We start from the raw sequence: 23,794 nt of genomic DNA on the forward strand, positions 1-23,794 counted from the left end.
GGCAAGTCCGTTAGCCGACCGTGTACGCAAGTCCGGACGCCACGCCGCCGAACAGGTCGCCTTCCATCTGAGTCACGTGTGGGAAGGCCTTCTTCAACGCGGTACGCAGTGGACGTAATGCAGAAGAGCCGCCCGTGAGATAAATGGCATCGATGCCATTGGCGTCCAGTCCGGCCTTGCGCAGGCATTCCTGGGCGCAATCCACGATCTGCTGCAAAGGACCTTCCAGTTGCGCCTCCAGAAGATCGGGTGAAATGAAGGATTGCAGATCGGCTTCGAGCCAATCCAGCACGATGGGTTCTTCAGCGCTGTTTTGCGACACCGCGATCTTGGCCTGCTCCACCGCATTGGCCAAACGGTGCCCCCACCGCTCGTTGAGCACCTCCATCAATCGGTCGTGCAGGCGAAGGTCTGCATAGTCGGTCCGAAGGGCTTGCGCTTCCCTCAGGGCTTTGGCGCTGTACAGCCACTGGATCAGGTGCCACGTCGATAGATCGAAGAACACGCGGCTGGGGACCTCCCGACCACTGGGTCCGATGTGGCGCAAACCGAGCAGCGGCATGACCTGAGCCCGACTCAACCGCTGGTCGAAATCCGTCCCGCCCAAGTGCACCCCAGAAGTGGCCAGCACGTCGGAACTGCGATCGGCCAGCAGAGCACGTTCGGGGCCGAGGCGCACGACGGTGAAATCCGAGGTCCCCCCGCCAATGTCCACCACCAGCACCGACGATTCCTGCGTGATCCGCTGCTCATGGTCCAGCGCCGCCGCGATGGGCTCCAGTTGGAAGGAGACATTGGTGAACCCCGCATCCAAGGCCGCCTGTCGCAAGGCGTCTTCCGCTTGCGCATCGCGCGCTTCATCGCCATCCACGAAGTGGACAGGCCGCCCCATGACAACGCGGTCCGGCATCGCACCCAGCGCTTGCCGGGCCTGTCCCGCCAACGTGCGCAGAAACAGCGCGATGATGTCCTGATAGCTCACCATGTTCTGGTGCACCGCCGTCTTGTCCTGCAGCAGCGCGCTGCCCAGAAGGCTTTTCAGCGACCGCATGAGCCGCCCTTCGGTGCCTGCGAGGTAATGCGCCACGGCATCGCGCCCGATGTGTGTTCGATGGTCTTCCGTGTTGAAGAACAGGGCGGTCGGCAATGTGGTTGCAGTCCCTTCCAACGGTAGCAACTTGGCTACGCCCCTGCCCCGTCTCACTGCCATGGCGGAATTGGAGGTGCCGAAATCAATGCCAAGCGTGGTTTCTTCTGAGGATGTCATCGTGAACAAAGGAGAGATAGGCATCACCCCCGGATTGATCGGGCGGCATCAAACCATCAAGAATCTGTCGGCACGCGCACCTTTCAGTGTCGCAGTGTGTCGTCATTAATCGCCCTGATGTGAAAAGATGCCGATCGTCACCCACTGATTGGAGGCCAGCCAAAGCTTCCCATCAGTGTTTATCCAGTGAGTTAAACGACAAAAACAAAAAAGCCCACTGATTAGTGGGCTTTTTTGAGAGCGTTTCCGCTTTATTGGTTGCGCGAGGAGGATTTGAACCTCCGACCTTTGGGTTATGAGCCCAACGAGCTACCAGACTGCTCCATCGCGCGGCAAGAGATAAATTATAACCTACTTTTATGCTTCTGCGGAAGCATTTGCGGTTTCTGCAGATTCTTCTGCGCGATCAACCAGTTCGACATACGCCATAGGTGCATTGTCACCCACGCGGAAACCCATCTTCAGGATGCGCGTGTAGCCGCCTGGACGTGCCTTGAAACGGGGGCCGAGCACATTGAACAGCTTGGTCACGCTGTCACGATCGCGCAGACGATCGAATGCCAAGCGGCGATTGGCCAGGGTGTCTTCCTTCGCCAAAGTGATCATGGGCTCCACCACACGGCGCAACTCCTTGGCCTTGGGCAGCGTGGTCTTGATGGCCTCGTGCTCGATGAGCGAGTTCATCATGTTCTGCAGCATCGCGAGTCGGTGCGAGCTGGTGCGATTGAGTTTACGAAGGCCGTGTCCGTGGCGCATGGTGCTTTCCTTATGAGTAATTAAATCGGGCAGCCGTATCAGGTACTGCCCAAGGCACTGGCTCCCATCGAGGGGAGTCCAAAATTATAACTTAACGCTTGTCGAGGCCTGCAGGTGGCCAGTTCTCCAGCTTCATTCCCAGAGTCAAACCACGGGAAGCCAAGACTTCCTTGATTTCATTGAGCGACTTACGGCCCAGATTAGGCGTCTTCAACAACTCGTTCTCGGTGCGCTGGATCAGGTCACCGATGTAGTAGATGTTCTCGGCCTTCAGGCAATTGGCAGAGCGCACCGTCAATTCCAACTCGTCCACAGGGCGCAGCAAGATCGGATCGAAAGTTGCACTGCCGCGAGGGCCTGCCGGCGCATCGAATGCCGCCAATTCGCCGCCCTCGAGCTGCGCAAACACAGCCAGTTGCTCCACCAAAATCTTGGCGGATGCTCGCACGGCATCTTCCGCCGTAATGGCACCATTGGTCTCGATTTCGACAACCAGCTTGTCCAGATCGGTGCGCTGCTCGACGCGGGCGCTTTCCACGGTGTAGCTCACGCGCTTGACCGGAGAAAAAGACGCATCCAGCACAATGCGACCGATCGACTTCGTCGATTCGTCGGCATAACGGCGCAGATTGCCCGGCACATAGCCACGGCCTTTTTCTACCTTGATCTGCATGTCCAGCTTGCCGCCCTGCGACAGATGGGCAATGACGTGATCCGGGTTGACGATTTCAACGTCATGGGGCGTCTGGATATCCCGCGCCGTGACCACACCCTCACCGTCCTTGCGAAGGCTCAGCGTGACTTCATCGCGGTTGTGGAGCTTGAACACCACACCCTTGAGATTCAACAAGATGTTGACAACATCTTCCTGCACACCATCGATGGATGAATACTCGTGCAAGACGCCTGCGATCGTGACTTCCGTTGCTGCGTAACCCACCATGGACGAGAGCAGAACACGGCGAATGGCATTGCCCAGAGTGTGGCCGTAACCGCGCTCAAAGGGCTCCAACGCGACCTTGGCACGATTGTGGCCAAGCTGCTCGACATTGATCGCCTTGGGTTTCAGCAAATTGGTTTGCATTCAGACTTCCTCTCAATACCCCCAGCTCGTTACACCGGTAAGGCTGGTGAAGCGCCTATACCGCGATGCCTCGCGGTATAGGAACAATTTTCTCGAATGTGCGCTAAATGCTTAGCGCGAATAGAGTTCAACGATCAGGGATTCGTTGATGTCAGCGCCGAATTCGTCACGATCCGGGACCTTCTTGAAGATACCTTCGGCCTTGTCGGCATTCACTTCCACCCAAGCTGGCATACCCACTTGCTGGGCCAGCTGCAAGGCTTCGACCACGCGACCTTGCTTCTTGGACTTTTCACGCACAGCCACCACATCGCCCGTCTTGACGAGGTACGAGGCGATGTTGACGGATTGGCCGTTCACCGTGATGGCCTTGTGCGAAACAAGTTGGCGTGCTTCTGCGCGCGTGGAACCGAAGCCCATGCGATACACCACGTTGTCCAGGCGGGATTCCAGCAGGAACAGCAGGTTGGCACCGGTGTTGCCCTTGCGGCGATCAGCGGCTTCGAAATAGCGGCGGAATTGCTTTTCCAGCACGCCATACATGCGCTTGACCTTCTGCTTTTCGCGCAGTTGCAGACCATAGTCGGACGTGCGAGCACCGGAGGTGCGGCCATGCTGACCTGGCTTGGAGTCGAACTTGGCCTTGTCCGCGATAGAGCGGCGAGCGCTCTTCAGGAACAGGTCAGTGCCTTCACGGCGGGAGAGTTTGGCCTTGGGGCCGAGGTAACGTGCCACTTGAGCTTCCTTGGATTGTCATCTTCCGCAACATCATTGCGGGAGCCACCTGCTGCTAAAGCAATCAGGTGGCGGTGGGCTTATAAAAATCAGATGCGACGGCGCTTTTGCGGACGGCAGCCGTTATGGGGAACCGGCGTCACGTCAGAGATCGACGTGATACGGATACCCAGGGCGCCCAGCGCGCGCACCGACGATTCACGACCAGGACCTGGGCCCTTGATCTCGACATCAAGATTCTTGATGCCTTGTTCAATGGCAGCACGACCCGCGACTTCGGATGCAACCTGTGCAGCGAACGGCGTGGACTTGCGCGAACCCTTGAAACCTTGACCACCCGACGACGCCCAGGACAAGGCATTGCCTTGGCGATCGGTGATCGTGATGATGGTGTTGTTGAACGAAGCATGCACGTGCGCGATACCGTCCGAGACGTTCTTGCGAACCTTCTTGCGAACGCGCTGTGCAGCGTTATTGGCGGGAGACTTTGCCATGTTGATCTTTCAATCTTTTTACTTCTTCAGCGCCGCAGCACCCTTGCGCGGCCCCTTGCGGGTACGAGCATTCGTGCGCGTACGCTGACCACGCATGGGCAGACCGCGACGATGGCGGAAGCCGCGGTAGCAGCCAATGTCCATCAAGCGCTTGATGTTCATCGTGGTTTCGCGACGCAGATCACCTTCGATGGTGAACTGAGCGATCTGATCGCGAATCTTTTCGAGATCGCCGTCCGTCAGATCCTTGATCTTCTTGGAATAAGCGATGTCACAGGCTTCGCAGATCTTGCGAGCGCGGGTGCGACCGATGCCAAAAATGGCGGTCAAGCCGATTTCAGCATGCTGATGCGGCGGAATATTAATGCCAGCGATACGTGCCATATGCGTCCTCTAATACTTTCAATCAACCTTGGCGCTGCTTATGGCGCATGTCCGTGCAGATCACGCGCACCACACCTTTGCGGCGGATGATCTTGCAGTTGCGGCAGATTTTCTTGACCGAAGCCGAAACTCTCATTTCATTCTCCTAAAACTCGTCTTTTCGTCCCGGCCCACTGCGCGGAACACAATTTGCGCCCGCGATGACTCGGAGGCATCAATAAACCGTATCCACCAAGGCCAACCCGCCACTATAGCGCATTTGCCAAGATTCCACTTATGACTGACTCAGCTGCCAGGTGTTGCTTTGAAGTTGGCCTTCTTGAGCAACGACTCGTACTGCTGCGACATCATGTAGTTCTGCACCTGGGCCATGAAGTCCATGGTGACTACCACAATGATCAGTAAAGAGGTACCACCAAAATAGAACGGCACGTTGTACTTCAAGATCATGAACTCGGGGAGCAAGCACACAAAGGTGATGTACACCGCTCCAGCCAGCGTCAAACGAACCAGGATCTTGTCGATGTAGCGGGCCGTCTGTTCTCCAGGACGAATCCCAGGAATGAAGGCACCACTCTTCTTCAAATTATCTGCAGTCTCCCGGCTGTTGAACACCAATGCGGTGTAGAAGAAGCAGAAGAACACAATGGCCGCTGCGTAGAACATCACATAGATCGGCTGACCTGGGGTCAGTGCTCCAGAAATGTCCCGCAACCAACGCATCGACTCACCCGCGCTGAACCAGTTCACCACCGTAGCCGGCAACAAAATGATCGACGAAGCAAAGATCGGCGGAATCACCCCCGCCATGTTGAGCTTCAAAGGCAGATGCGACGATTGCCCGCCATACACCTTGTTGCCCACCTGGCGCCTTGCGTAATTCACGAGAATCTTTCGCTGACCTCTTTCGACAAACACGACGAAATAGGTCACCGCCGCCACGATCAGTACGATGAAAATCGCAGCCAGGATGCTCATCGCACCTGTACGAACCAGCTCCAGCAATCCACCGATAGAACTCGGCAGCCCTGCAGCTATACCTGCGAAGATCAGGATCGAAATCCCGTTGCCCAAGCCACGCTCTGTGATCTGCTCACCCAACCACATCAGGAACATCGTGCCAGCCGTCAAGCTCACCACGGCCGTCATGCGAAACCCGAAACCGGGACTCAGCACCAGCCCTGCGGAACTCTCCAATGCCACAGCGATACCCAGCGACTGGAATATGGCCAAACCCAGCGTTCCATAACGCGTGTATTGCGTGATCTTGCGCCGCCCTGCTTCGCCTTCCTTCTTCAGCTGCTCGAACGTCGGAACGACGTAGGTCATCAGCTGCATGATGATCGACGCCGAGATATACGGCATGATCCCCAGAGCGAAAACCGTGAAGCGCGAGAGCGCTCCACCCGAGAACATGTTGAACAGGTTCAGAATGCCACCCTGCTGGCCACTGAACAGCTGTTGCAGCTGCGCCGGATCAATGCCCGGCACGGGAATGTGCGCTCCGATGCGGTACACGACCAACGCCAGCAGCAGAAAAACCAGCCGGCGACGCAAATCGCCGAACTTACCGGTTTTCGCAATTTGAGCTGCGTTAGTAGCCACGGATGCGTTCCTTTAGAACGTATTCAAGCCAGGCTGCCGCCGGCAGCTTCGATGGCCGCCTTCGCGCCCGCCGTTGCACCGATGCCGGTCAACTTGACCGACTTGCTCAGTTCGCCACTCTTGATGACCTTCACCACCTTGATCAGCTGCCCCACCAAACCGGCGCTCTTGAGCGCCAGCAGGTCGACTTCAGCAAGACCCAGTTGGTCCAGCGCCGTCAGGGTCACTTCTGCATTGAACTTCAGCAGATGGGACTTGAAGCCGCGCTTAGGCAGGCGACGCTGCAGAGGCATTTGACCGCCTTCGAAGCCCACCTTGTGGTAACCGCCAGAACGCGATTTTTGACCCTTGTGACCGCGACCCGCGGTCTTGCCCAGACCAGAACCGATACCGCGACCAACGCGGCGCTTGGCATGCTTGGCTCCGTCTGCAGGCTTGATGCTATTGAGTTCCATCATCAACCTCTCAGAGGACTTTGACCAGATAGCTGATCTTGTTAATCATGCCGCGCACTTCAGGGCTGTCCTGCAGTTCGCTGATGCTGTTCAGCTTGCGCAGGCCCAGGCCGCGTACGGTGGCACGGTGCGATTCCTTGGTGCCAATCGGGCTGCGCACCAGTTGAATCTTGACGGTTTGTTGCGTAGTCATTTGCTCAACTCCGTTCAGGCGAAGATGTCTTCGACCGACTTACCGCGCTTGGCTGCCACTTCCGAGGGGGTCGTGGAATGCACCAGCGCATCGAACGTTGCGCGGACCATGTTGTAGGGGTTCGACGAACCGTGGCTCTTGGCCACGATGTCGGTGATGCCCAACACTTCGAACACAGCACGCATCGGGCCGCCCGCAATGATGCCCGTACCCTTAGGGGCGGGAGCCATCATCACGTGTGCAGCACCATGGTGGCCCGTCACTTGATGGTGGATGGTGCCGTTCTTGAGCGACACCTTCACCAGATTGCGGCGAGCTTCTTCCATTGCCTTTTGCACGGCTGCAGGCACTTCTTTCGACTTGCCCTTACCCATGCCGACGCGGCCATCACCGTCGCCGACCACAGTCAGTGCGGCAAAACCGAGAATACGGCCGCCCTTCACGACTTTGGTCACGCGGTTCACCGCGATCATTTTTTCGCGCAGACCGTCGTCCTGACCTTCGCTCTGCACTTTGGGTTGAAATTTAGCCATTTTGTATTTCGCTCCGCTTAGAACTGCAGGCCAGCTTCACGTGCAGCGTCGGCCAAAGCCTTGACGCGGCCGTGATAGGCAAAACCTGCACGATCGAATGCAACCTTCTCGATGCCGGCCGCCTTCGCCTTTTCAGCGATGCGCTTGCCGATGATCTGGGCAGCGGTGGCATTGCCACCCTTGCCAGAGCCACCGAGGGACTTGCGCACATCGGCTTCTGCCGTCGATGCGCTGGCCAGGACCTTGCTGCCGTCGCCGGAGATAACACTGGCGTAGATGTGAAGGTTCGTGCGGTTCACCGTCAAACGCGCCACGCCTTGCTGCGCAATGCGAATGCGGGTCTGGCGCGAACGACGAAGACGCTGCTCTTTCTTGGTCAACATGTTGCAGCTCCTTATTTCTTCTTGGTCTCTTTGATCGTGACTTTTTCGTCCGAATAACGGATGCCTTTGCCCTTGTAGGGCTCGGGCGGACGAACGGCACGGATCTCAGCGGCCAATTGGCCGACGCGCTGGCGGTCGGCACCCTTGATCACGATTTCGGTCGGGGTCGGAGTCGCAACCGTGATGCCAGCAGGCATTTCGAAGTTCACGGGGTGCGAGTAACCCACGCTCAGATTCAGCTTGGCACCTGCAGCCTGGGCCTTGTAGCCCACGCCGATCAGGTTCAGCTTCTTTTCGAAGCCCTTGCTAACACCCACCACCATGTTGTTCACCAACTGGCGGATCGTGCCACTCATGGCATTCGCTTCACGGGACTCGTTGACAGGCTCAAAGCTGAGCTTGCCGTCCTTGATGGAGACCTTCACAAGCGCGCTCTGGGTCAGCGACAGCGTGCCGCCCGTACCCTTCACATTGATCTGGTCGTCCTTGATGGACACATCCACACCTGCGGGGATGGTCACCGGCATTTTTCCTACGCGGGACATTTCAGTTACTCCTCAATGCCACGTTTAAGCGACGTAGCAAAGCACTTCGCCGCCGACACCGGTAGCGCGCGCTTTGCGATCGGTCATCACGCCCTTGGGCGTCGTGACAATCGCCACACCCAGACCGTTCATGACTTGCGGGATGGAATCACGGCCTTTGTACACACGCAGGCCAGGACGGCTCACGCGCTCGATACGCTCGATCACCGGACGACCGGCGTAGTACTTCAGTGCGATTTCAAGTTCGGACTTGCCGGCTTCGGTCTTGACCTGGAAGCCGTCGATATAACCCTCGTCCTTCAGCACTTGTGCGATGGCGATCTTCACTTTGGAAGACGGCACCAGCACGGTTGCCTTGGACACCATTTGCGCGTTGCGAATGCGGGTCAGCAAGTCAGCGATGGGATCACTCATGCTCATGTTGTATCTCTCCTGCCCGCTTACCAGCTGGCCTTGGTGACACCAGGGATGTCGCCGGCAAAAGCCAGTTCACGGATCTTTGCGCGAGCCAGACCGAATTGGCGGAACGTGCCACGTGGGCGACCGGTGATTTCGCAACGGTTGCGCTGACGCGTGGGGTTGGCGTTGCGTGGGAGCTTTTGCAGACCCAGACGGGCTGCTTCACGCTCTTCATCGCTGCGCTTCATGTCGCTGGCAACTGCCTTCAATTCCGCATACTTTGCTGCGTACTTGGCGGCCAATTTTTCGCGCTTCAGTTCGCGCTGGATCAAAGCTACTTTAGCCATACGCTGCCTCAGTTCTTGAACGGGAAACGGAAACCAGCGAGAAGCGCCTTCGCTTCTTCATCGCTACGTGCCGTCGTAGTGATGCTGATGTTGAGACCGCGCAAGGCATCCACCTTGTCGTACTCGATTTCAGGGAAAATGATCTGTTCCTTGACACCGATGTTGTAGTTGCCACGGCCATCGAAGGCCCGGCCAGAGATACCGCGAAAGTCACGGACGCGGGGCAGAGCCACGGTCACGAAACGATCCAGGAATTCGTACATCTGAACGCCACGCAGGGTGACCATGCAGCCGATGGCCTGGCCTTCGCGGATCTTGAAACCGGCGATGGCCTTCTTGGCCTTGGTCACCACGGGCTTCTGACCAGCGATCTTGGTCAGATCGGCGACGGCGTTGTCCATCACTTTCTTGTCCGACACGGCTTCGCTCACACCCATGTTCAGGGTGATCTTCGTCAGCCGAGGGACTTGCATCGGAGAGGTGTAACCGAACTGCTTGGCGAGTTCGGGGGCGATTTTTTCGCGGTAGTGTTGTTGCAGTCGTGCCATGTTGACTCCTTAGGCCGCCTTGATTTCAGCGCCGCTGGACTTGAACACGCGAACGCGCGCACCATCAGCCTGCACCTTGATACCTACACGATCAGCCTTGCCGGTAGCCGCATTGAAGATGGCCACGTTGGACTGATGGATCGGCATGGCCTTTTCCACGATGCCGCCGGTCGTACCCTTCATGGGGTTCGGCTTGACATGCTTCTTGACCAGATTGATGCCGTCGATGACCAGATAGGAGTCATCCTTGCGCAGCGACACCGTGCCGCGCTTGCCCTTGTCGCGCCCGGTGAGCACAACGATTTCGTCGCCCTTGCGAATCTTGTTCATGGCGCGTCCTCAGAGAACTTCAGGAGCCAGGGACACGATCTTCATGAACTTCTCGGTACGCAGTTCACGCGTCACGGGCCCGAAGATGCGGGTGCCGATGGGCTCCAGCTTTGCATTTAGCAACACTGCTGCGTTGCCATCGAATTTGACGAGCGAACCGTCGCCACGGCGAATACCCTTCGCCGTACGAACCACCACTGCGCTGTAGACCTCGCCCTTTTTGACGCGGCCACGCGGAGCGGCTTCCTTGATGCTCACCTTGATGATGTCGCCGACACTGGCGTAGCGACGCTTGGAACCACCCAGCACCTTGATGCACAGGACGGACTTCGCGCCGGTGTTGTCGGCAACGTCTAACCGAGATTCTGTCTGGATCATTTCAATATTCCCAACTTGCACCGGCAGGATTGACAGCCCCAGAGAACGTCTCAAGGGCTGAAGATCAGCCAATCAGTCTTGGGCCCGTCGTCCATGCCGCAAACCATTTGCAGCACTTCCCGCTGGGCAGAAACCTCGCGCTTGAAACGCGAAGCCCTCGATTTTGTCAAAAAGCGCAACTGGCGTCAAGCACTTCACAACGGGACGTCCAAATACTGCCGGGCCAACGCCTGAAACACCTCCAGTTGGGGGTCGAGGCCAAGTTCCTCGCGCAGGATCTCGCCCACGCGCGGGGCCAGACGAGCAGCTTGGGCCGCATCCAGGAAAAGCATCCGGCTGCGGCGGGCCAGCACATCTTCCACCGTGCGGGCGTACTCGTAGCGGGCGGCGAATCGCACCATCGCCTCGGTCAGCCCCTCTGACAGCGCGGCGTCCGCGCCTGGCAGACCGTCGATGAAGGATGCCTCGCTGCCATAGGAGTGCAGGCCTTGAGGCGCGCTGATGCGGTGCTGCACCGCCTGCTGGGGCGAGCCCACGAGGGGAAGATGGCGCGTCACGCCGCTCGGGCGCTCCGTCAGCAACCCCGCAGTGAAGCATTTTTGCAACACGTCCTCCGCCATGGCGCGGTACGTGGTCCATTTTCCGCCGGTGACGGTGACCAGTCCGCTCGCGCTGGCGATCACGGTGTGCTCGCGGCTGATGCTCTTCGTGTTGTCACCGTCGTCGTCCTGCGGCTTGACCAGAGGACGCAATCCGACCCAGATGCTGCGCACATCCGAAGGCGCGGGCGCCCGGGTCAGGTAGCGGGCGGATTCGCTCAGGATGAACGCCACTTCCTCCTTGAACGGTAGGGGCTCGCGGGCCAGATCCTGGCGCGGGCTGTCGGTCGTCCCCAGGATGACCTTGCCCAGCCACGGCACGGCAAACAGCACCCGGCCATCGGCCGTCTTGGGCACCATGAGCGCATGGTCGGAAGGCAGGAACTCGCGGTCCACCACGATGTGCACGCCCTGGCTGGGTGCCACGATGGGCTTGGCGGGGCGCCCGAGCGCCGCGGCATCCTGCTGGCGGAACGCGTCCACCCACACACCGGTGGCATTGACCACGCATTTCGCGCGCACGCTATAGGTAGTGCCGGTTTCGCGGTCCTCGCAGGTGAAACCCGCCACCTTGCCGGCCTCGTGCACCAGATCGCGGGCGGAGCAGTAGTTGACGAGCAAGGCCCCGCGCTGCGCCGCCGTGCGGGCTAAGGCGAGCGCCAGCCGGGCGTCGTCGAACTGGCCGTCCCAGTACTTGACCCCGCCTTTGAGCCCTTCCTTGCGGGCCGTGGGCAGCAGGCGCAAGGTGCTTTCCCGGCCCAGGAATTCGGTGGCGCCCAGGCCGGCCTTGCCCGCCAGAACGTCGTAGGCCTTGAGCCCCACGCCGTAAAACGGCGTTTCCCAATAGCGGTAGGACGGCATCACGAAAGGCAGCGGCTGCGCCAGGTGGGGGGCGTTGTTCAACAGCGTGGTGCGCTCGTGCAGCGCTTCGCGCACGAGGGAGATATTGCCCTGCGCCAGATAGCGCACGCCCCCGTGTACCAGCTTGGTGGCGCGGGAGGAGGTTCCCTTGGCGAAGTCGTGAGACTCCACCAGGACCACGCTGAAGCCCCGCGCGGCGGCGTCCAGTGCCACACCCAGGCCTGTCGCGCCGCCCCCGATCACCGCCAGGTCGTAGAGGCGGGGCTCGGCCAGCCGAGCCAGCAGTTCGGAGCGCTTGGTGTACAGGGGGGTGGTCACGGTATTCATGGGATCGATTGTCCATGCGTCTCGGAAAAACCAAGGGTTAACCCTTGATTCACCGCAAAAAACAAATCCGCCCAGGCCCTTGCAGACAAGGACGAGGGCGGGAGGTGGGCAAATCAGGCCGGCGGTGCGTGGGCGCCGGCCCATCCTGCCGGGTCAGCGCACCTTGCCGTCCTTCCAGGCCTGCAGCAGGCGGTCGTAGGCAATGGTTTCGCCCTTGGGCTTTTCGTTGGCCAGCTTGGCCCAGGGGGCGGCCTTGTCGCTCAGCCACTTGGCAGGATCGCCCTTGGGATTGAGCTTGGGTGCGCAATGGGCCATGCCGGCGCGCTCCAGGCGGGCCATGACCTGGTCCATCTCGTCGGCCAGCGTGTCCATGGCGCCCTGCGGGGTCTTCTCGCCCGTAACGGCCTGGGCCACGTTCTTCCACCACAGCTGCGCGAGCTTCGGGTAGTCGGGCACGTTGGTGCCGGTGGGCGACCAGGCCACGCGGGCCGGGCTGCGGTAGAACTCGACCAGGCCGCCGAGCTTGGGCGCCATGTCGGTCATGGCCTTGGACTGGATGTCGCTCTCGCGGATGGGCGTCAGGCCCACGATGGTCTTCTTGAGCGAGACGGTCTTGGCGGTCACGAACTGGGCGTAGAGCCAGGCGGCGGCCGTCTTGTTGGCGTCATGGCCGTTGAAGAACGACCACGATCCCACGTCCTGGTAGCCGTTCTGCATGCCGGGCTTCCAGTACGGACCGTTGGGGCCGGGCGCCATGCGCCACTTGGGCGTGCCGTCGGCGTTCACCACGGGCAGGCCGGGCTTGACCATGTCGGCGGTGAAGGCGGTGTACCAGAAGATCTGCTGGGCGATCTGGCCTTGCGCGGGCACGGGGCCGGATTCGCCGAAGGTCATGCCCATGGCTTCCTTGGGCGCGTACTTCTTCATCCAGTCCACGTACTTGGTGAGCGCGTACACGGCCGCGGGCGAGTTGGTCGCGCCGCCGCGGGACACCGAGGCGCCCACGGGCGTGCACTTGTCCGCCGCCACGCGGATGCCCCATTCGTCGATCGGCAGGCCATTGGGCGTGCCGATGTCGGCAGCGCCCGCCATGGACAGCCATGCGTCGGTGAAGCGCCAGCCGAGCGAGGGATCCTTCTTGCCGTAGTCCATGTGGCCGTAGATGGCCTTGCCGTCGATGGTCTTCACGTCGTTGCTGAAGAATTCGGCGATGTCTTCGTAGGCGCTCCAGTTCAGCGGCACGCCCAGGTCGTAGCCGTACTTGGCCTTGAACTTGTCCTTCAAGTCCTTGCGCTCGAACAGGTCGGCGCGGAACCAGTACAGGTTGGCGAACTGCTGGTCGGGCAGCTGGTAGAGCTTGCCGTCCGGCGCGGTGGTGAACTTGGTGCCGATGAAGTCCTTCAGGTCCAGGCCAGGGTTGGTGAACTCCTTGCCGGCGCCCGACATGTAGTCGGTCAGGTTCATCATCTTGCCGTAGCGGTAGTGCGTGCCGATCAGGTCGGAGTCGCTGATCCAGCCGTCGTAGATCGACTTGCCCGACTGCATCGAGGTCTGCAGTTTCTCGACCACGTCGCCTTCCTGGATCAGGTCGTGCTTGACCTTGATGCCGGTGATCTCCTCGAAGGCCTTGGCCAGCGTCTTGGACTCGTACTCGTGCGTGGTCAGGGTTTCCGACACCACCGAGATTTCCTTCACGCCCTTGGCCTGCAGCTTCTTGGCCGCGTCGATGAACCACTTCATCTCGGCCAGTTGCTGGTCCTTGGCCAGCGTGGACGGCTGGAATTCGCTGTCCACCCACTTCTTGGCTTCCGCCTCGCCCGCCATGGCCGTGTTGCCGGCCAGGACCGCGACGGCCAACGCCAGCGCCGAATACTGCATCTTCATAGTGCTTGTCTCCTGATAGTCAGTTGAATCGACTCCCCTTTGCATTCCAGCGGCCGCCGGGTCCGGGGGATGGGTCGGACCGGCGGCAGAAAAAACTCCCGGCAACCGCGCCGTCAGCCCTTGCGCAGGATCAGCACCAGCAAGGCCATCGACAGCACGAAGCTGATCCAGATCGACGGCTCGGCCGACAGCGAGAACCACTGCACCAGGTGCCCGCTGATGCCCACGAAGGCCAGGTTCACATAGGCGGCGGCCAGCAGGCCGATGAAGAGGCGGTCGCCGCGCGTCGTCGCCAGCGGCAGCCAGCCACGCCGGAGCAGGGTGGGGGACTTGATTTCCCACACCGTCATGCCGGCCAGCATGAGCACGATGCACAGGAAGAAAACGGCCACCGGCGTGGTCCAGGCCATCCACTCAAACATGGGTACCTCCCTGAGCGCCTGCGGCGCTTCCTCCCGGGGGGACGCATCGGGCGGCTGGGCAAAGCCCGCTCCACGGCTGCCGCTGGCCTTGGACGCATCGCGCGCTCTGCGGTGAAAGTGTGTGATTCATGCTTGTGCTCCCTTCACACGTCAAACCCGGCCCATCGCGAAACCCTTCGCGATGTAGTGCCGCACGAACCAGATGACGATGGCACCCGGCACGATGGTGAGCACACCGGCCGCGGCCAGGGTGGCCCAGTCCATGCCGGAGGCGCTCACGGTGCGCGTCATCGTCGCCACGATGGGCTTGGCGTTCACGCTGGTGAGCGTGCGCGCCAGCAGCAGCTCGACCCAGCTGAACATGAAGCAGAAGAACGCCGCCACGCCCACGCCGGCCTTGATGAGCGGCAGGAAGATGGTCAGGAAAAAGCGCGGGAAGCTGTAGCCGTCGATGTAGGCCGTCTCGTCGATCTCCCGCGGGATGCCGGTCATGAAGCCTTCCAGGATCCACACCGCCAGGGGCACGTTGAACAGCAGGTGGGCCAGCGCCACGGCGATGTGCGTGTCCATCAGCCCCACGGTCGTGTAGAGCTGGAAGAAAGGCAGCAGGAACACCGCGGGCGGCGTCATGCGGTTGGTCAGCAGCCAGAAGAACACGTGCTTGTCGCCCAGGAACTGGTAGCGCGAGAACGCATAGGCCGCCGGCAGCGCCACGGTGAGCGAGATCACCGTGTTGATGGCCACGTAGATCAGGCTGTTGATGTAGCCCGAATACCAGGACTCGTCGGTGAAGATGGTCTTGTAGTTGTCCCAGGTGAAGTGCTGGGGAAAGAACGAGAACGTGGAGAGGATCTCCGCGTTCGTCTTGAAGCTCATGTTGACCATCCAGTAGATGGGCAGCAGCGCGAAGACGATATAGGCCGCAAGGAAGAGGCTCCGTTTGCGAAAACGCTTTTCATTCATGGCCGGCTCCGGTCTGTGCGTCGGTGCCCACGCGCTGCATCCAGTTGTAGAGGATGAAGCACAGCAGCAGGATGATGAGGAAGTAGATCAGTGAGAACGCCGCCGCCGGGCCCAGGTCGAACTGGCCTACGGCCTTCTGCGTGAGGTACTGGCTGAGGAAGGTGGTGGCATTGCCCGGCCCGCCGCCGGTGAGCACGAAGGGCTCGGTGTAGATCATGAAGCTGTCCATGAAGCGCAGCAGCACCGCGATCATCAGCACGCCGCGCATCTTGGGCAGCTGGATGTAGCGGAACACGGCGAACTTGCTCGCGCCATCGATGCGCGCGGCCTGGTAGTAGGCGTCAGGGATCGAGCGCAGCCCGGCGAAGCACAGCAGCGCCACCAGCGGCGTCCAGTGCCACACATCCATCACCAGCACGGTGAGCCAGGCCTGCGTGGCGTTGCCGGTGTAGCTGTAGTCGATGCCGATGTACTGCAGCGCGGCGCCCAGCAGGCCGATGTCGGCGCGGCCGTAGATTTGCCAGATGGTGCCCACCACGTTCCACGGGATCAGCAGCGACAGCGCCACCGTCACCAGCACGGCGGAGGATTTCCACCCTTGCGCGGGCATGGACAGCGCCAGGCAGATGCCCAGCGGAATCTCCACCGCCAGCACGGCGAGCGAGAACGTGATCTGGCGCCACAGGGCCGCATGCAGCTCTTCGTCGCGCATCACGGCGGCGAACCATTCGGTGCCGACGAACACGCGCCGCTCGGGCGAGATGATGTCCTGCACCGAGTAGTTCACCACGGTCATCAGCGGCAGGATGGCCGAGAAGGCCACGCACAGGATGACGGGCAGGATCAGGAACCAGGCCTTCTGGTTCACGGGCTTGGTCGTGGTGCTCATGCCAGCAACTCCTCGTTTTGATAGAAGCAGGTGTGGCGCCCCAGCACCTGCAGCCAGACCGTGTCGCCCGCCGAAGGCACCGCCTCGCCCGTGCCCAGGCGGGCCTTGAGCGTGTGCTCGCCCACGCGGGCGGTGAGCAGGAAGTAGGTGCCGATGTCCTGCACCTTCTCCACCGTGCAGGGCAGCGCGCCGGGCTGCCCTGCCGCGGCGATGGCCAGGTACTCGGGGCGCACGCCCACCTGCAACGCGCCGGCCGGCAGGGCCTTGCCCGCGGGCCGCGCCAGGCGGTGGCCCGCGACGACGATGGCATCCGCCTCGCCCTGCGCGGGCAGGAAGTTCATGCCCGGCGAGCCGATGAAGTGGCCCACGAACACGTGCTGCGGCCGCTCGAACAGCGCATCGGCCGCGCCCACCTGCACGGCGCGCCCGCGCGTCATCACCACCACCTCTTCGGCGAAGGTCAGCGCCTCCACCTGGTCGTGGGTCACGTAGATCAGGGTCAGCTTGAGCTCGTGGTGGATCTGCTTGAGCTTGCGGCGCAATTGCCACTTGAGGTGCGGATCGATCACCGTGAGCGGCTCGTCGAAGAGCACGGCCGCCACGTCGGAGCGCACCAGGCCGCGCCCGAGCGATATCTTCTGCTTGGCATCGGCCGCCAGGCCCGAGGCGCGCTGGTCGAGCTGCCCGCTCATGTCCAGCATCTCGGCGATCTGGCCGACGCGCTGGCGGATCTGGGCCTCGGGTACCTTGCGGTTCTTGAGCGGAAAGGCGAGGTTCTCGGCCACCGTCATGGTGTCGTAGATCACCGGGAACTGGAACACCTGGGCGATGTTGCGCTCCTGCGGACTCGCGTGGGTGACGTCCTTGCCGTCGAACAGCACGCGCCCCTGCGAGGGCACGAGCAGGCCCGACATGATGTTGAGCATGGTCGTCTTGCCGCAGCCCGAGGGGCCCAGCAAGGCATAGGCGCCGCCGTCGCGGAACTCCATCGACAGCGGCAGCAGCGCGTAGTCGCTGTCCTGCTGCGGGTTGGGCTTGTAGGCGTGCGCCAGATCCAGATTGATGCGCGCCATCTCAGCGCCCTCCCCGGCGCGCGGGCGCCAGCAGCAAGGCGCCGTCGGCGCCGAAGACATAGGCTTCGCCCGGTGCCAGGTGCAGCGTGATGGCCGCACCCAGATCGAAGTAGTGCACTCCCGTGACCTGCGCCACGAGTTCGCCCCAGGGCGTGTGCGCATGCACGAAGGTGTCCGAGCCCGAGATTTCGGCCAGCTCCACCGTGCCGGCCACCGCCACGTCGCCGGGGCGTGCCTGCAGACGCAGGGCACTCGCCCGCACGCCGACGGTCAGGCCCGTCGCGGCGCTGCCCGCCGGCAAACCCTGCGGCAGCGCCAGCAGGCCGCCGCCGGCCATGCGCACGCCGCCGGCGGCCGCATCGGCGGCGATCAGGTTCATCGGCGGGTCGCTGAAGGCGCGGGCCACGCGCAGCGAACTCGGGGCATGGAAGACCTCGGCCGTGGGGCCGTACTGCAGCAGTTCGCCCTCGTGCAGCACGGCGGTGTAGCCGCCCAGCAGCAGGGCCTCGCCCGGCTCGGTGGTGGCATAGACCACGGTGGAGTCGCCGGCAGCGAACAGCTGGGTCAGCTCGTCGCGCAGTTCCTCGCGCAGCTTGTAGTCGAGGTTGACCAGGGGCTCGTCCAGCAGCATCAGCGGCGCGCCCTTGGCCAGGGCCCGGGCCAGCGCCACGCGCTGCTGCTGCCCGCCCGACAGCTCGGCCGGATAGCGGTTCAGGAACATGTCGATGTGCAGCCGCTCGGCCAGGGCGCGCACGCGCTCGGCGATGCCCTTGTCACCCCGCAGCTTGAGCGGCGAGGCGATGTTGTCGGCCACCGTCATGGAGGGGTAGTTGATGAACTGCTGGTACACCATGGCCACGTTGCGCTCGCGCACGGGCACGCCGGTCACATCGACACCATCGACGCGCACCCGGCCTTCGGTGGGTGTGTCCAGCCCCGCCATGATGCGCATCAGGCTGGTCTTGCCGGCCTGCGTGGCGCCCAGCAGCACGGTCACCGCACCGCTGTGCAGCGCCATGTCCATGCCATGGAGCCAGGTCTGCGCTCCCACCCGCTTGCTGATGCGGTCCATTACCAGTTGCATCACGCAACCTTTCCTGAAGGCCCCTTGCGGCCAGTTGAACGTGCAAAACGCGCAGTGCCTGACGGAACCTGCGCGCTTCGAATGGCTTCATTTTTGTTCTTTTTCGTTCGTATCGAATCAAGGTTTACCCTCGATTGATTCGTTTTCGTTCGCTTCAACGCCGCGATGCGGCGGGCCGCATCCGCCCGGGACCGGGTTCCGGGTTTCCCCCTGTGTCACAAATGCCCAGTCCGGCATTCCCCTCCTTTACCGACCGAGGCGTTGCCTCTAGTCTCAGCCTTCCAAAAGCGCCGCATGCTGTCGCCGCCCCTCCATTCCCCTTTTGCCATTCGGAAGTCCTTATGAAGAAAATGCGTACGCTGTCGGCCGTCGTTCTTGGCTGCGCCTCGTCGGTCGCCATGGCGCAGAGCACGCCGCCAGGCACCAGCAGCCTCACCATGTATGGTCTGGTGGACCTGGGCATCAACTACATGACCGGCGCCCCCGGCGGCAATCTGACGCGGCTCACCAGCGGCAACATGGAAGGGTCCCGCCTGGGCTTCAAGGGCAATGAAGACCTGGGAGGCGGCTACCGCGCGATCTTCACGCTCGAATCGCGGATCGAAGCCGATACCGGCAGCCTCAGCAACCGCCCGCCCTCCCTGGGCCAGTTGCCGGACCGGCTCAGCACCGCCTCCTCGCTGGGCCTGCCCGCCGCCCTGCAACCCGCGGTCTCGGCCGTGGCCGCGCAGATCGGCTCCCAGGTGGGCGTCAACCTGGGCAACAGCATTTTCGACCGGCAGATCTTCACCGGCCTGGTCACGCCGTTCGGCGCCTTCACCGTCGGCCGCCAGTACACGCCCGGCTACCTGGCCACCGGCAACTTCGACGCGATGAAGACCGAGTCCAGCTTGGCCCTGGGGCAGCTGGTGGCGATTCCGGCCTCGTTCGACATCCGCGTGAGCAATTCGATCCAGTACGCGCTGCAAAAGGACGGACTCACCGCCACGGCCATGTATGCGGCGGGCGAAGTGGCCGGCAAGCCGAGCGCACGGCGGCTGCTGGGCATCATGGCCATCTACAAGGGCGACGGCTATTCCTTCGGCGGCGGCTACAACACCCGCAACAACGAGCTGGGCCAGAAGTCGCTCACCAACGCCATCCTGGGCGCGACGCTGGACATCGGGCCGGGCACGCTGTCCGGCCAGTACGCCACCATCAAGGACGACCACCCCACCGACCTGTCGACCATTGCCACGGGCCTGTCGGCCAACCCGGCCACCGCCCCCGTGGCCACGCTGGTGCAGAACGCCTTCGTGCAGGCCTTCAAGCAGGATGCCCGCCTGTTCCAGATCGGCTACCGCATCACCACCGGCCCGCACACCGTGACCGTGGCCTACAACAACATGAATGACCGGCGGCCGTTCGATGCCGACCGCTATTCCTACGGCGCGGCCTACACCTACGCCCTGTCCAAGCGCACCGACGTCAGCGCCGTGCTGACGCACCTGGAAAACAAGAACACCTCGCAGGACCTGCTGGGCGGCAACGGCTTCCTCGGCGGCGTGGCGTCAGCCCCGGGCAAGGACGTCAACAGCCTGACGCTGTCGATCCGCCACCGCTTCTGACGCGCCCGGCGCATTCCGCCGACTGCGCCACACCGAAATCCCCCGCAAGGGGGATTTTTCGTTGGGGCGCCATTCTTCCTTCCTTCAGGCCTGCGCCTGCGAGCGCACTGCCCCCACGCCCTGTTTCCAGGCTCCCACAGCTCCACCACGCCCTCGCTCTGCGTTTTCCCGAGCAAGGCCCGGCAAACCGCACCCTTCCCCACCCCCCAGCCCACCCGAAAGGGGCCCGCCGCGATCAAGCGTGTTGCTTTGTGATCGTTTTTCATCAAGGTTTACCCTGGAACGGTTCGTTTTGGTTCGCTTTAAAGTAAGACCAGCGCCTTTGCCCGTCCCGCGCCTTCATTTCGCTTCGTTGCCCCACCCTCCGTGAACACCAATCCCCGCCAACTGCGCCTGCTCGAAGAGGTCCGCTCCCGCCAATCCGCCACCGTGGAGGAGCTGGCCGACACCTTGGGCGTGACGCTGCAGACGGTGCGGCGCGACGTGCAGCGGCTGGCCGAACTGGGGCTGGTGCGGCGGTTCCACGGCGGCGTGCGAGTGCCGACCTCTACCTTGGAGAACCTCGGCCACACGCAGCGCGAAACGCTGCATGCCGACGGCAAGGCCCGCATCGCGCGCGCCGTGGCGGCCCAGGTGCCCAACGACTGCTCGCTGATCCTCAACATCGGCACCACCACCGAAGCCATCGCCCGCGCGCTCATGCACCACCGCGGCCTGCGCGTCATCACCAACAACCTGAACGTGGCCGCCATCCTGAGCGGCAAGCCCGACTTCGAAGTCATCGTGGCCGGCGGCGTGGTGCGTTCGCGCGACCGCGGCATCGTGGGCGAGGCCGCGGTGGATTTCATCCGCCAGTTCCGGGTGGACATCGCGCTCATCGGCATCTCCGGCATCGAATCGGACGGCACGCTGCGCGACTTCGACTACCGCGAGGTGAAGGTGGCGCAGACCATCATCGCCCAGGCCCGCGAGGTCTGGCTGGCCGCCGACCACAGCAAGTTCAGCCGTGCGGCGATGGTGCAGGCCGCCACGCTGGCGCAGATCGGCCGGCTGTTCACCGATGCGCCGCCACCCGAGCCCTTTCCCGCGCTGCTGCGCGATGCCGGCGTGGACTGCACCGTCGCTGGATGACGCCCCCACCGCCCTGCGGCACCCCGCCGGTCCTCTCCTTCCAGAATCCACCATGACCTATTTGCTCGCCCTCGACCAAGGCACCTCCAGTTCCCGCAGCATCGTGTTCGACGAGCGCGGCCACATCGTCGCGCAGGCACAGCTGGAACTGCCGCAGATCTACCCGCAGCCCGGCTGGGTGGAGCACGACCCGCGCGAGATCTGGCGCACCCAGCTGGCCACCGCGCGGCAGGCCCTGGCCCAGGCGAATCTGAAGGCCGGCGACGTGCGGGCGCTGGGCATCACCAACCAGCGCGAGACCACGGTGCTGTGGAACCGGCGCACCGGCGAGCCCGTGCACCACGCCATCGTCTGGCAGGACCGCCGCGCCGAGCCCCTGTGCGCCGAGCTGCGCGAGCGCGGCCTGGCCGACACCATCCAGGCCAAGACCGGCCTGCTGATCGATGCGTATTTCTCGGGCACCAAGCTGCGCTGGCTGCTGGACCACGTGCCCGGCGCGCGCGCCCAGGCCGAGCGCGGCGAACTGGCCTTCGGCACCGTGGACAGCTGGCTCATCTGGCAGCTCACGCAAGGCCAGGTGCACATGACCGACGTGAGCAACGCCGCGCGCACCATGCTCTTCAATGTGCGCACCAACCAGTGGGACGACGAACTGCTGGAGCTGCTGCAGATCCCGCGCGCCCTCATGCCCGAGGTGCGCCCCTCCAGCGCCCACTTCGGCGACACCCACCCCGAGCTGCTGGGCAGCGCCCTGCCCATCGGCGGCGTGGCCGGCGACCAGCAGAGCGCGCTGTTCGGCCAGGCCTGCTTCAAGGCCGGCATGGCCAAGAACACCTACGGCACCGGCTGCTTCATGCTGATGCACACGGGGCAGAAGTTCCAGACCTCCACCAACGGCCTGCTCACCACCAGCGCCGCCCAGATCGGCACGGCGCCGCCCGGCGCGGCCTCGCTCAGCCTGGCCGGCAGCACGCCCGAGTTCGCCATGGAAGGCAGCGTGTTCGTCGGTGGCGCCGTGGTGCAGTGGCTGCGCGACGGCCTGCGCGCCATCTCGGCCAGCAACGAGGTGCAGTCGCTCGCCGAAAGCGTGCCCGATTCGGGCGGCGTGATGATGGTGCCGGCCTTCACCGGCCTGGGCGCGCCCTACTGGAAGCCCGACGCGCGCGGCACCATCACCGGCCTCACGCGCGGCACCACGCTCGCCCACATCGCGCGGGCGGCGCTGGAGAGCATCGCCTACCAGAGCGCCGCGCTGCTGCAGGCCATGAGCCGCGACGCCGTGGCCGCCGGCGGTGCGCCGGTGAGCGAGCTGCGCTTGGACGGCGGCGCCTGCGTGAACGACCTGCTCATGCAGTTCCAGGCCGACCTGCTGGGCATTCCCGTGGTGCGGCCCGCGGTGATCGAGACCACGGCGCTGGGCGCGGCCTACCTGGCCGGCCTGTCGAGCGGCGTGTACCGCAGCACCGACGAGCTGTCGGACCTGTGGCGCGCCGAGCGCCGCTTCATGCCCACGCTGGGCGCCCCGCGTGCCCGCGAACTCATGGCGCGCTGGGAGCACGCCGTGCGGCAGGCCTCGCTCGACTGAAAACCGCCGCCCCCGGCGCCCGCCGCAGCGCAGGCGCTAACATCCTGCGCTTCGCCTCCACCTGCCCACCGCCGCCATGAACGCCACGCCCGCCGCGACCGATTCGCACTCCTCCGCCATCGCCTTCATCGGCGGAGGCAACATGGCCAGCGCCATCATCGGCGGGCTGATCCGCCAGGGCGTGCCGGCCGCGCAGATCGAAGTCGTCGAGCCCTGGGCCGAAGCCCGCGCCGCCCTGCTCTCGCAGCACGGCATCACGGCGCACGAAGCGGCCGGCCCCGCGCTGGCCCGGGCCGGCACCGTGGTGTGGGCCGTCAAGCCCCAGACCTTCCAGGAAGCGGCCCGGCAGGCGCGCGCCCACACCGCCGGCGCCGTGCACCTGAGCGTGGCCGCCGGCATCCGCTCGGACAGCATCGCCCGGTGGCTGGACAGCGAACGCATCGTGCGCGCCATGCCCAACACCCCGGCGCTGATCGCCCGCGGCATGACGGCCCTCTACGCCCGCCCCCAGGTGACCGCCGCCGAGCGCGCGGCCATCGAGCGGATCATCGCGACGACGGGGGAATTCCTGTGGGTGGACGACGAACCGCAGCTCGATGCCGTCACCGCCCTCTCGGGCTCGGGCCCGGCCTATGTGTTCCGCTTCCTGGAGGCCATGACCGAGGCCGGCGCCGCCATGGGCCTGAGCCGCGCCCAGGCCCACCAGCTCGCCGTGGCCACCTTCGCTGGCGCCTCCGAACTGGCCCGCCGCTCGGACGAGCCGCCCGAGGTGCTGCGCCAGCGCGTCACCTCCAAGGGCGGCACCACCTACGCCGCCCTGCAGTCGATGGAGCAGGACGAAGTGCCCCAGCGCTTCATGCGCGCCCTGGAGGCCGCGCGTTCGCGGGCGCGCGAACTAGGCGACGAGTTCGGCGCCTGATCGCCAGCGCGGGC

The 23,794-nt window shown here is 63.3% G+C and carries 29 protein-coding genes and 1 tRNA gene; 4 read left to right on the forward strand and 26 right to left on the reverse strand.

What is annotated here, in order from left to right:
- Nucleotides 1-10: 10 nt before the first annotated feature.
- The 26 genes from AVMA1855_RS18120 to AVMA1855_RS18245 all read right to left on the reverse strand — a co-directional run bounded on the left by AVMA1855_RS18120 (nt 11) and on the right by AVMA1855_RS18245 (nt 18,538).
- Complete coding sequence (locus tag AVMA1855_RS18120; protein WP_284426775.1) at nt 11-1,267, reverse strand: Hsp70 family protein; 1,257 nt, start codon at nt 1,265-1,267, stop codon at nt 11-13.
- A 255-nt stretch (nt 1,268-1,522) separates the two neighbouring features.
- Nucleotides 1,523-1,599: transfer RNA gene (locus tag AVMA1855_RS18125), tRNA-Met, on the reverse strand.
- 25 nt (nt 1,600-1,624) lie between these two features.
- On the reverse strand, nt 1,625-2,023 hold the full coding sequence (gene rplQ / locus AVMA1855_RS18130) for a 50S ribosomal protein L17 (protein WP_284406975.1): 399 nt from the start codon (nt 2,021-2,023) through the stop codon (nt 1,625-1,627).
- 91 nt (nt 2,024-2,114) lie between these two features.
- The gene (locus AVMA1855_RS18135; RefSeq protein WP_272549398.1) at nt 2,115-3,107 is read right to left on the reverse strand and encodes a DNA-directed RNA polymerase subunit alpha; all 993 of its coding nucleotides are present in this window, start codon (nt 3,105-3,107) and stop codon (nt 2,115-2,117) included.
- Between the two features lie 111 nt (nt 3,108-3,218).
- Nucleotides 3,219-3,842, reverse strand: coding sequence for a 30S ribosomal protein S4 (gene rpsD / locus AVMA1855_RS18140; protein WP_272566916.1), 624 nt, complete (start codon nt 3,840-3,842; stop codon nt 3,219-3,221).
- An 89-nt stretch (nt 3,843-3,931) separates the two neighbouring features.
- Nucleotides 3,932-4,336, reverse strand: coding sequence for a 30S ribosomal protein S11 (gene rpsK / locus AVMA1855_RS18145; RefSeq protein WP_011793799.1), 405 nt, complete (start codon nt 4,334-4,336; stop codon nt 3,932-3,934).
- Between the two features lie 18 nt (nt 4,337-4,354).
- Nucleotides 4,355-4,720: a 30S ribosomal protein S13 gene (rpsM, locus tag AVMA1855_RS18150; RefSeq protein WP_056670935.1), complete on the reverse strand. Its 366-nt coding sequence runs from the start codon at nt 4,718-4,720 to the stop codon at nt 4,355-4,357.
- Between the two features lie 22 nt (nt 4,721-4,742).
- On the reverse strand, nt 4,743-4,856 hold the full coding sequence (gene rpmJ, locus AVMA1855_RS18155; RefSeq protein WP_011793797.1) for a 50S ribosomal protein L36: 114 nt from the start codon (nt 4,854-4,856) through the stop codon (nt 4,743-4,745).
- 149 nt (nt 4,857-5,005) lie between these two features.
- Nucleotides 5,006-6,325: a preprotein translocase subunit SecY gene (secY, locus tag AVMA1855_RS18160; RefSeq protein ID WP_284413580.1), complete on the reverse strand. Its 1,320-nt coding sequence runs from the start codon at nt 6,323-6,325 to the stop codon at nt 5,006-5,008.
- 23 nt (nt 6,326-6,348) lie between these two features.
- On the reverse strand, nt 6,349-6,780 hold the full coding sequence (rplO, locus tag AVMA1855_RS18165) for a 50S ribosomal protein L15 (protein ID WP_272569571.1): 432 nt from the start codon (nt 6,778-6,780) through the stop codon (nt 6,349-6,351).
- Between the two features lie 10 nt (nt 6,781-6,790).
- A complete protein-coding gene (rpmD, locus tag AVMA1855_RS18170; protein ID WP_056670941.1) occupies nt 6,791-6,973 on the reverse strand; it encodes a 50S ribosomal protein L30 in 183 nt (60 codons plus the stop codon).
- A gap of 14 nt (nt 6,974-6,987) precedes the next feature.
- Nucleotides 6,988-7,506, reverse strand: a complete 519-nt coding sequence (gene rpsE, locus AVMA1855_RS18175; RefSeq protein ID WP_272549406.1) for a 30S ribosomal protein S5 — start codon at nt 7,504-7,506, stop codon at nt 6,988-6,990.
- A 17-nt stretch (nt 7,507-7,523) separates the two neighbouring features.
- Nucleotides 7,524-7,889 carry a 50S ribosomal protein L18 gene (gene rplR / locus AVMA1855_RS18180; protein ID WP_272549407.1) on the reverse strand — a complete coding sequence of 122 codons (366 nt, stop codon included), beginning with the start codon at nt 7,887-7,889 and terminating at the stop codon, nt 7,524-7,526.
- An 11-nt stretch (nt 7,890-7,900) separates the two neighbouring features.
- Entirely contained in the window at nt 7,901-8,434 is a 534-nt protein-coding gene (gene rplF, locus AVMA1855_RS18185) for a 50S ribosomal protein L6 (RefSeq protein WP_272566914.1), read from the reverse strand.
- A gap of 24 nt (nt 8,435-8,458) precedes the next feature.
- A complete protein-coding gene (rpsH, locus tag AVMA1855_RS18190; RefSeq protein WP_005793636.1) occupies nt 8,459-8,854 on the reverse strand; it encodes a 30S ribosomal protein S8 in 396 nt (131 codons plus the stop codon).
- Nucleotides 8,855-8,874: 20 nt separating this feature from the next.
- Complete coding sequence (gene rpsN, locus AVMA1855_RS18195; protein ID WP_272549410.1) at nt 8,875-9,180, reverse strand: 30S ribosomal protein S14; 306 nt, start codon at nt 9,178-9,180, stop codon at nt 8,875-8,877.
- A gap of 8 nt (nt 9,181-9,188) precedes the next feature.
- A complete protein-coding gene (gene rplE, locus AVMA1855_RS18200; RefSeq protein ID WP_272566913.1) occupies nt 9,189-9,728 on the reverse strand; it encodes a 50S ribosomal protein L5 in 540 nt (179 codons plus the stop codon).
- 9 nt (nt 9,729-9,737) lie between these two features.
- Nucleotides 9,738-10,058 carry a 50S ribosomal protein L24 gene (gene rplX / locus AVMA1855_RS18205; RefSeq protein WP_272549412.1) on the reverse strand — a complete coding sequence of 107 codons (321 nt, stop codon included), beginning with the start codon at nt 10,056-10,058 and terminating at the stop codon, nt 9,738-9,740.
- Nucleotides 10,059-10,067: 9 nt separating this feature from the next.
- Nucleotides 10,068-10,436, reverse strand: a complete 369-nt coding sequence (gene rplN / locus AVMA1855_RS18210) for a 50S ribosomal protein L14 (protein WP_025596343.1) — start codon at nt 10,434-10,436, stop codon at nt 10,068-10,070.
- A gap of 194 nt (nt 10,437-10,630) precedes the next feature.
- Nucleotides 10,631-12,223 carry a glycerol-3-phosphate dehydrogenase/oxidase gene (locus AVMA1855_RS18215; RefSeq protein ID WP_284426776.1) on the reverse strand — a complete coding sequence of 531 codons (1,593 nt, stop codon included), beginning with the start codon at nt 12,221-12,223 and terminating at the stop codon, nt 10,631-10,633.
- Nucleotides 12,224-12,376: 153 nt separating this feature from the next.
- Nucleotides 12,377-14,107, reverse strand: coding sequence for an ABC transporter substrate-binding protein (locus tag AVMA1855_RS18220; protein WP_284394143.1), 1,731 nt, complete (start codon nt 14,105-14,107; stop codon nt 12,377-12,379).
- 113 nt (nt 14,108-14,220) lie between these two features.
- Entirely contained in the window at nt 14,221-14,529 is a 309-nt protein-coding gene (locus AVMA1855_RS18225; protein WP_284413575.1) for a DUF2160 domain-containing protein, read from the reverse strand.
- Between the two features lie 150 nt (nt 14,530-14,679).
- Nucleotides 14,680-15,492, reverse strand: a complete 813-nt coding sequence (locus AVMA1855_RS18230) for a carbohydrate ABC transporter permease (protein WP_272549418.1) — start codon at nt 15,490-15,492, stop codon at nt 14,680-14,682.
- Nucleotides 15,485-16,381 carry a carbohydrate ABC transporter permease gene (locus AVMA1855_RS18235; RefSeq protein ID WP_272549419.1) on the reverse strand — a complete coding sequence of 299 codons (897 nt, stop codon included), beginning with the start codon at nt 16,379-16,381 and terminating at the stop codon, nt 15,485-15,487. The genes AVMA1855_RS18230 and AVMA1855_RS18235 overlap by 8 nt, the downstream gene beginning before the upstream one ends.
- The gene (locus tag AVMA1855_RS18240; RefSeq protein WP_284394149.1) at nt 16,378-17,454 is read right to left on the reverse strand and encodes an ABC transporter ATP-binding protein; all 1,077 of its coding nucleotides are present in this window, start codon (nt 17,452-17,454) and stop codon (nt 16,378-16,380) included. Before AVMA1855_RS18240 ends, AVMA1855_RS18235 begins: the two co-directional genes overlap by 4 nt.
- A gap of 1 nt (nt 17,455) precedes the next feature.
- Entirely contained in the window at nt 17,456-18,538 is a 1,083-nt protein-coding gene (locus AVMA1855_RS18245) for an ABC transporter ATP-binding protein (protein ID WP_272569566.1), read from the reverse strand.
- 341 nt (nt 18,539-18,879) lie between these two features.
- On the opposite strand from AVMA1855_RS18245, the gene AVMA1855_RS18250 reads away from it, so the two are divergent.
- The 4 genes from AVMA1855_RS18250 to proC all read left to right on the forward strand — a co-directional run bounded on the left by AVMA1855_RS18250 (nt 18,880) and on the right by proC (nt 23,780).
- A complete protein-coding gene (locus AVMA1855_RS18250; protein WP_272566906.1) occupies nt 18,880-20,145 on the forward strand; it encodes a porin in 1,266 nt (421 codons plus the stop codon).
- 366 nt (nt 20,146-20,511) lie between these two features.
- Nucleotides 20,512-21,276, forward strand: coding sequence for a DeoR/GlpR family DNA-binding transcription regulator (locus AVMA1855_RS18255; RefSeq protein WP_284426777.1), 765 nt, complete (start codon nt 20,512-20,514; stop codon nt 21,274-21,276).
- Between the two features lie 52 nt (nt 21,277-21,328).
- Entirely contained in the window at nt 21,329-22,861 is a 1,533-nt protein-coding gene (glpK, locus tag AVMA1855_RS18260) for a glycerol kinase GlpK (RefSeq protein WP_284426778.1), read from the forward strand.
- A 76-nt stretch (nt 22,862-22,937) separates the two neighbouring features.
- The gene (proC, locus tag AVMA1855_RS18265; protein WP_284426779.1) at nt 22,938-23,780 is read left to right on the forward strand and encodes a pyrroline-5-carboxylate reductase; all 843 of its coding nucleotides are present in this window, start codon (nt 22,938-22,940) and stop codon (nt 23,778-23,780) included.
- Nucleotides 23,781-23,794 lie beyond the last annotated feature (14 nt).

The sequence above is a fragment of the Acidovorax sp. SUPP1855 genome (assembly GCF_030158955.1).
Lineage (GTDB): Bacteria > Pseudomonadota > Gammaproteobacteria > Burkholderiales > Burkholderiaceae_C > Paracidovorax.

What these genes read in the sequence shown, in the direction of transcription:
- rplX (WP_272549412.1), bottom strand. Translation starts at nt 10,058, where the DNA reads ATGAACAAGATTCGCAAGGGCGACGAAATCGTTGTGCTCACCGGGCGC.
- AVMA1855_RS18250 (WP_272566906.1), top strand. Translation starts at nt 18,880, where the DNA reads ATGAAGAAAATGCGTACGCTGTCGGCCGTCGTTCTTGGCTGCGCCTCG.
- AVMA1855_RS18120 (WP_284426775.1), bottom strand. Translation starts at nt 1,267, where the DNA reads ATGACATCCTCAGAAGAAACCACGCTTGGCATTGATTTCGGCACCTCC.
- AVMA1855_RS18135 (WP_272549398.1), bottom strand. Translation starts at nt 3,107, where the DNA reads ATGCAAACCAATTTGCTGAAACCCAAGGCGATCAATGTCGAGCAGCTT.
- proC (WP_284426779.1), top strand. Translation starts at nt 22,938, where the DNA reads ATGAACGCCACGCCCGCCGCGACCGATTCGCACTCCTCCGCCATCGCC.
- AVMA1855_RS18245 (WP_272569566.1), bottom strand. Translation starts at nt 18,538, where the DNA reads ATGCAACTGGTAATGGACCGCATCAGCAAGCGGGTGGGAGCGCAGACC.
- rpsE (WP_272549406.1), bottom strand. Translation starts at nt 7,506, where the DNA reads ATGGCTAAATTTCAACCCAAAGTGCAGAGCGAAGGTCAGGACGACGGT.
- AVMA1855_RS18235 (WP_272549419.1), bottom strand. Translation starts at nt 16,381, where the DNA reads ATGAGCACCACGACCAAGCCCGTGAACCAGAAGGCCTGGTTCCTGATC.
- rpsM (WP_056670935.1), bottom strand. Translation starts at nt 4,720, where the DNA reads ATGGCACGTATCGCTGGCATTAATATTCCGCCGCATCAGCATGCTGAA.
- rplQ (WP_284406975.1), bottom strand. Translation starts at nt 2,023, where the DNA reads ATGCGCCACGGACACGGCCTTCGTAAACTCAATCGCACCAGCTCGCAC.
- rplR (WP_272549407.1), bottom strand. Translation starts at nt 7,889, where the DNA reads ATGTTGACCAAGAAAGAGCAGCGTCTTCGTCGTTCGCGCCAGACCCGC.
- AVMA1855_RS18240 (WP_284394149.1), bottom strand. Translation starts at nt 17,454, where the DNA reads ATGGCGCGCATCAATCTGGATCTGGCGCACGCCTACAAGCCCAACCCG.
- AVMA1855_RS18215 (WP_284426776.1), bottom strand. Translation starts at nt 12,223, where the DNA reads ATGAATACCGTGACCACCCCCCTGTACACCAAGCGCTCCGAACTGCTG.
- rpsK (WP_011793799.1), bottom strand. Translation starts at nt 4,336, where the DNA reads ATGGCAAAGTCTCCCGCCAATAACGCTGCACAGCGCGTTCGCAAGAAG.
- AVMA1855_RS18220 (WP_284394143.1), bottom strand. Translation starts at nt 14,107, where the DNA reads ATGAAGATGCAGTATTCGGCGCTGGCGTTGGCCGTCGCGGTCCTGGCC.
- rplE (WP_272566913.1), bottom strand. Translation starts at nt 9,728, where the DNA reads ATGGCACGACTGCAACAACACTACCGCGAAAAAATCGCCCCCGAACTC.
- glpK (WP_284426778.1), top strand. Translation starts at nt 21,329, where the DNA reads ATGACCTATTTGCTCGCCCTCGACCAAGGCACCTCCAGTTCCCGCAGC.
- AVMA1855_RS18225 (WP_284413575.1), bottom strand. Translation starts at nt 14,529, where the DNA reads ATGTTTGAGTGGATGGCCTGGACCACGCCGGTGGCCGTTTTCTTCCTG.
- rplF (WP_272566914.1), bottom strand. Translation starts at nt 8,434, where the DNA reads ATGTCCCGCGTAGGAAAAATGCCGGTGACCATCCCCGCAGGTGTGGAT.
- rpsH (WP_005793636.1), bottom strand. Translation starts at nt 8,854, where the DNA reads ATGAGCATGAGTGATCCCATCGCTGACTTGCTGACCCGCATTCGCAAC.
- rpmJ (WP_011793797.1), bottom strand. Translation starts at nt 4,856, where the DNA reads ATGAGAGTTTCGGCTTCGGTCAAGAAAATCTGCCGCAACTGCAAGATC.
- rplO (WP_272569571.1), bottom strand. Translation starts at nt 6,780, where the DNA reads ATGGAACTCAATAGCATCAAGCCTGCAGACGGAGCCAAGCATGCCAAG.
- rpsN (WP_272549410.1), bottom strand. Translation starts at nt 9,180, where the DNA reads ATGGCTAAAGTAGCTTTGATCCAGCGCGAACTGAAGCGCGAAAAATTG.
- AVMA1855_RS18230 (WP_272549418.1), bottom strand. Translation starts at nt 15,492, where the DNA reads ATGAATGAAAAGCGTTTTCGCAAACGGAGCCTCTTCCTTGCGGCCTAT.
- rplN (WP_025596343.1), bottom strand. Translation starts at nt 10,436, where the DNA reads ATGATCCAGACAGAATCTCGGTTAGACGTTGCCGACAACACCGGCGCG.
- rpmD (WP_056670941.1), bottom strand. Translation starts at nt 6,973, where the DNA reads ATGACTACGCAACAAACCGTCAAGATTCAACTGGTGCGCAGCCCGATT.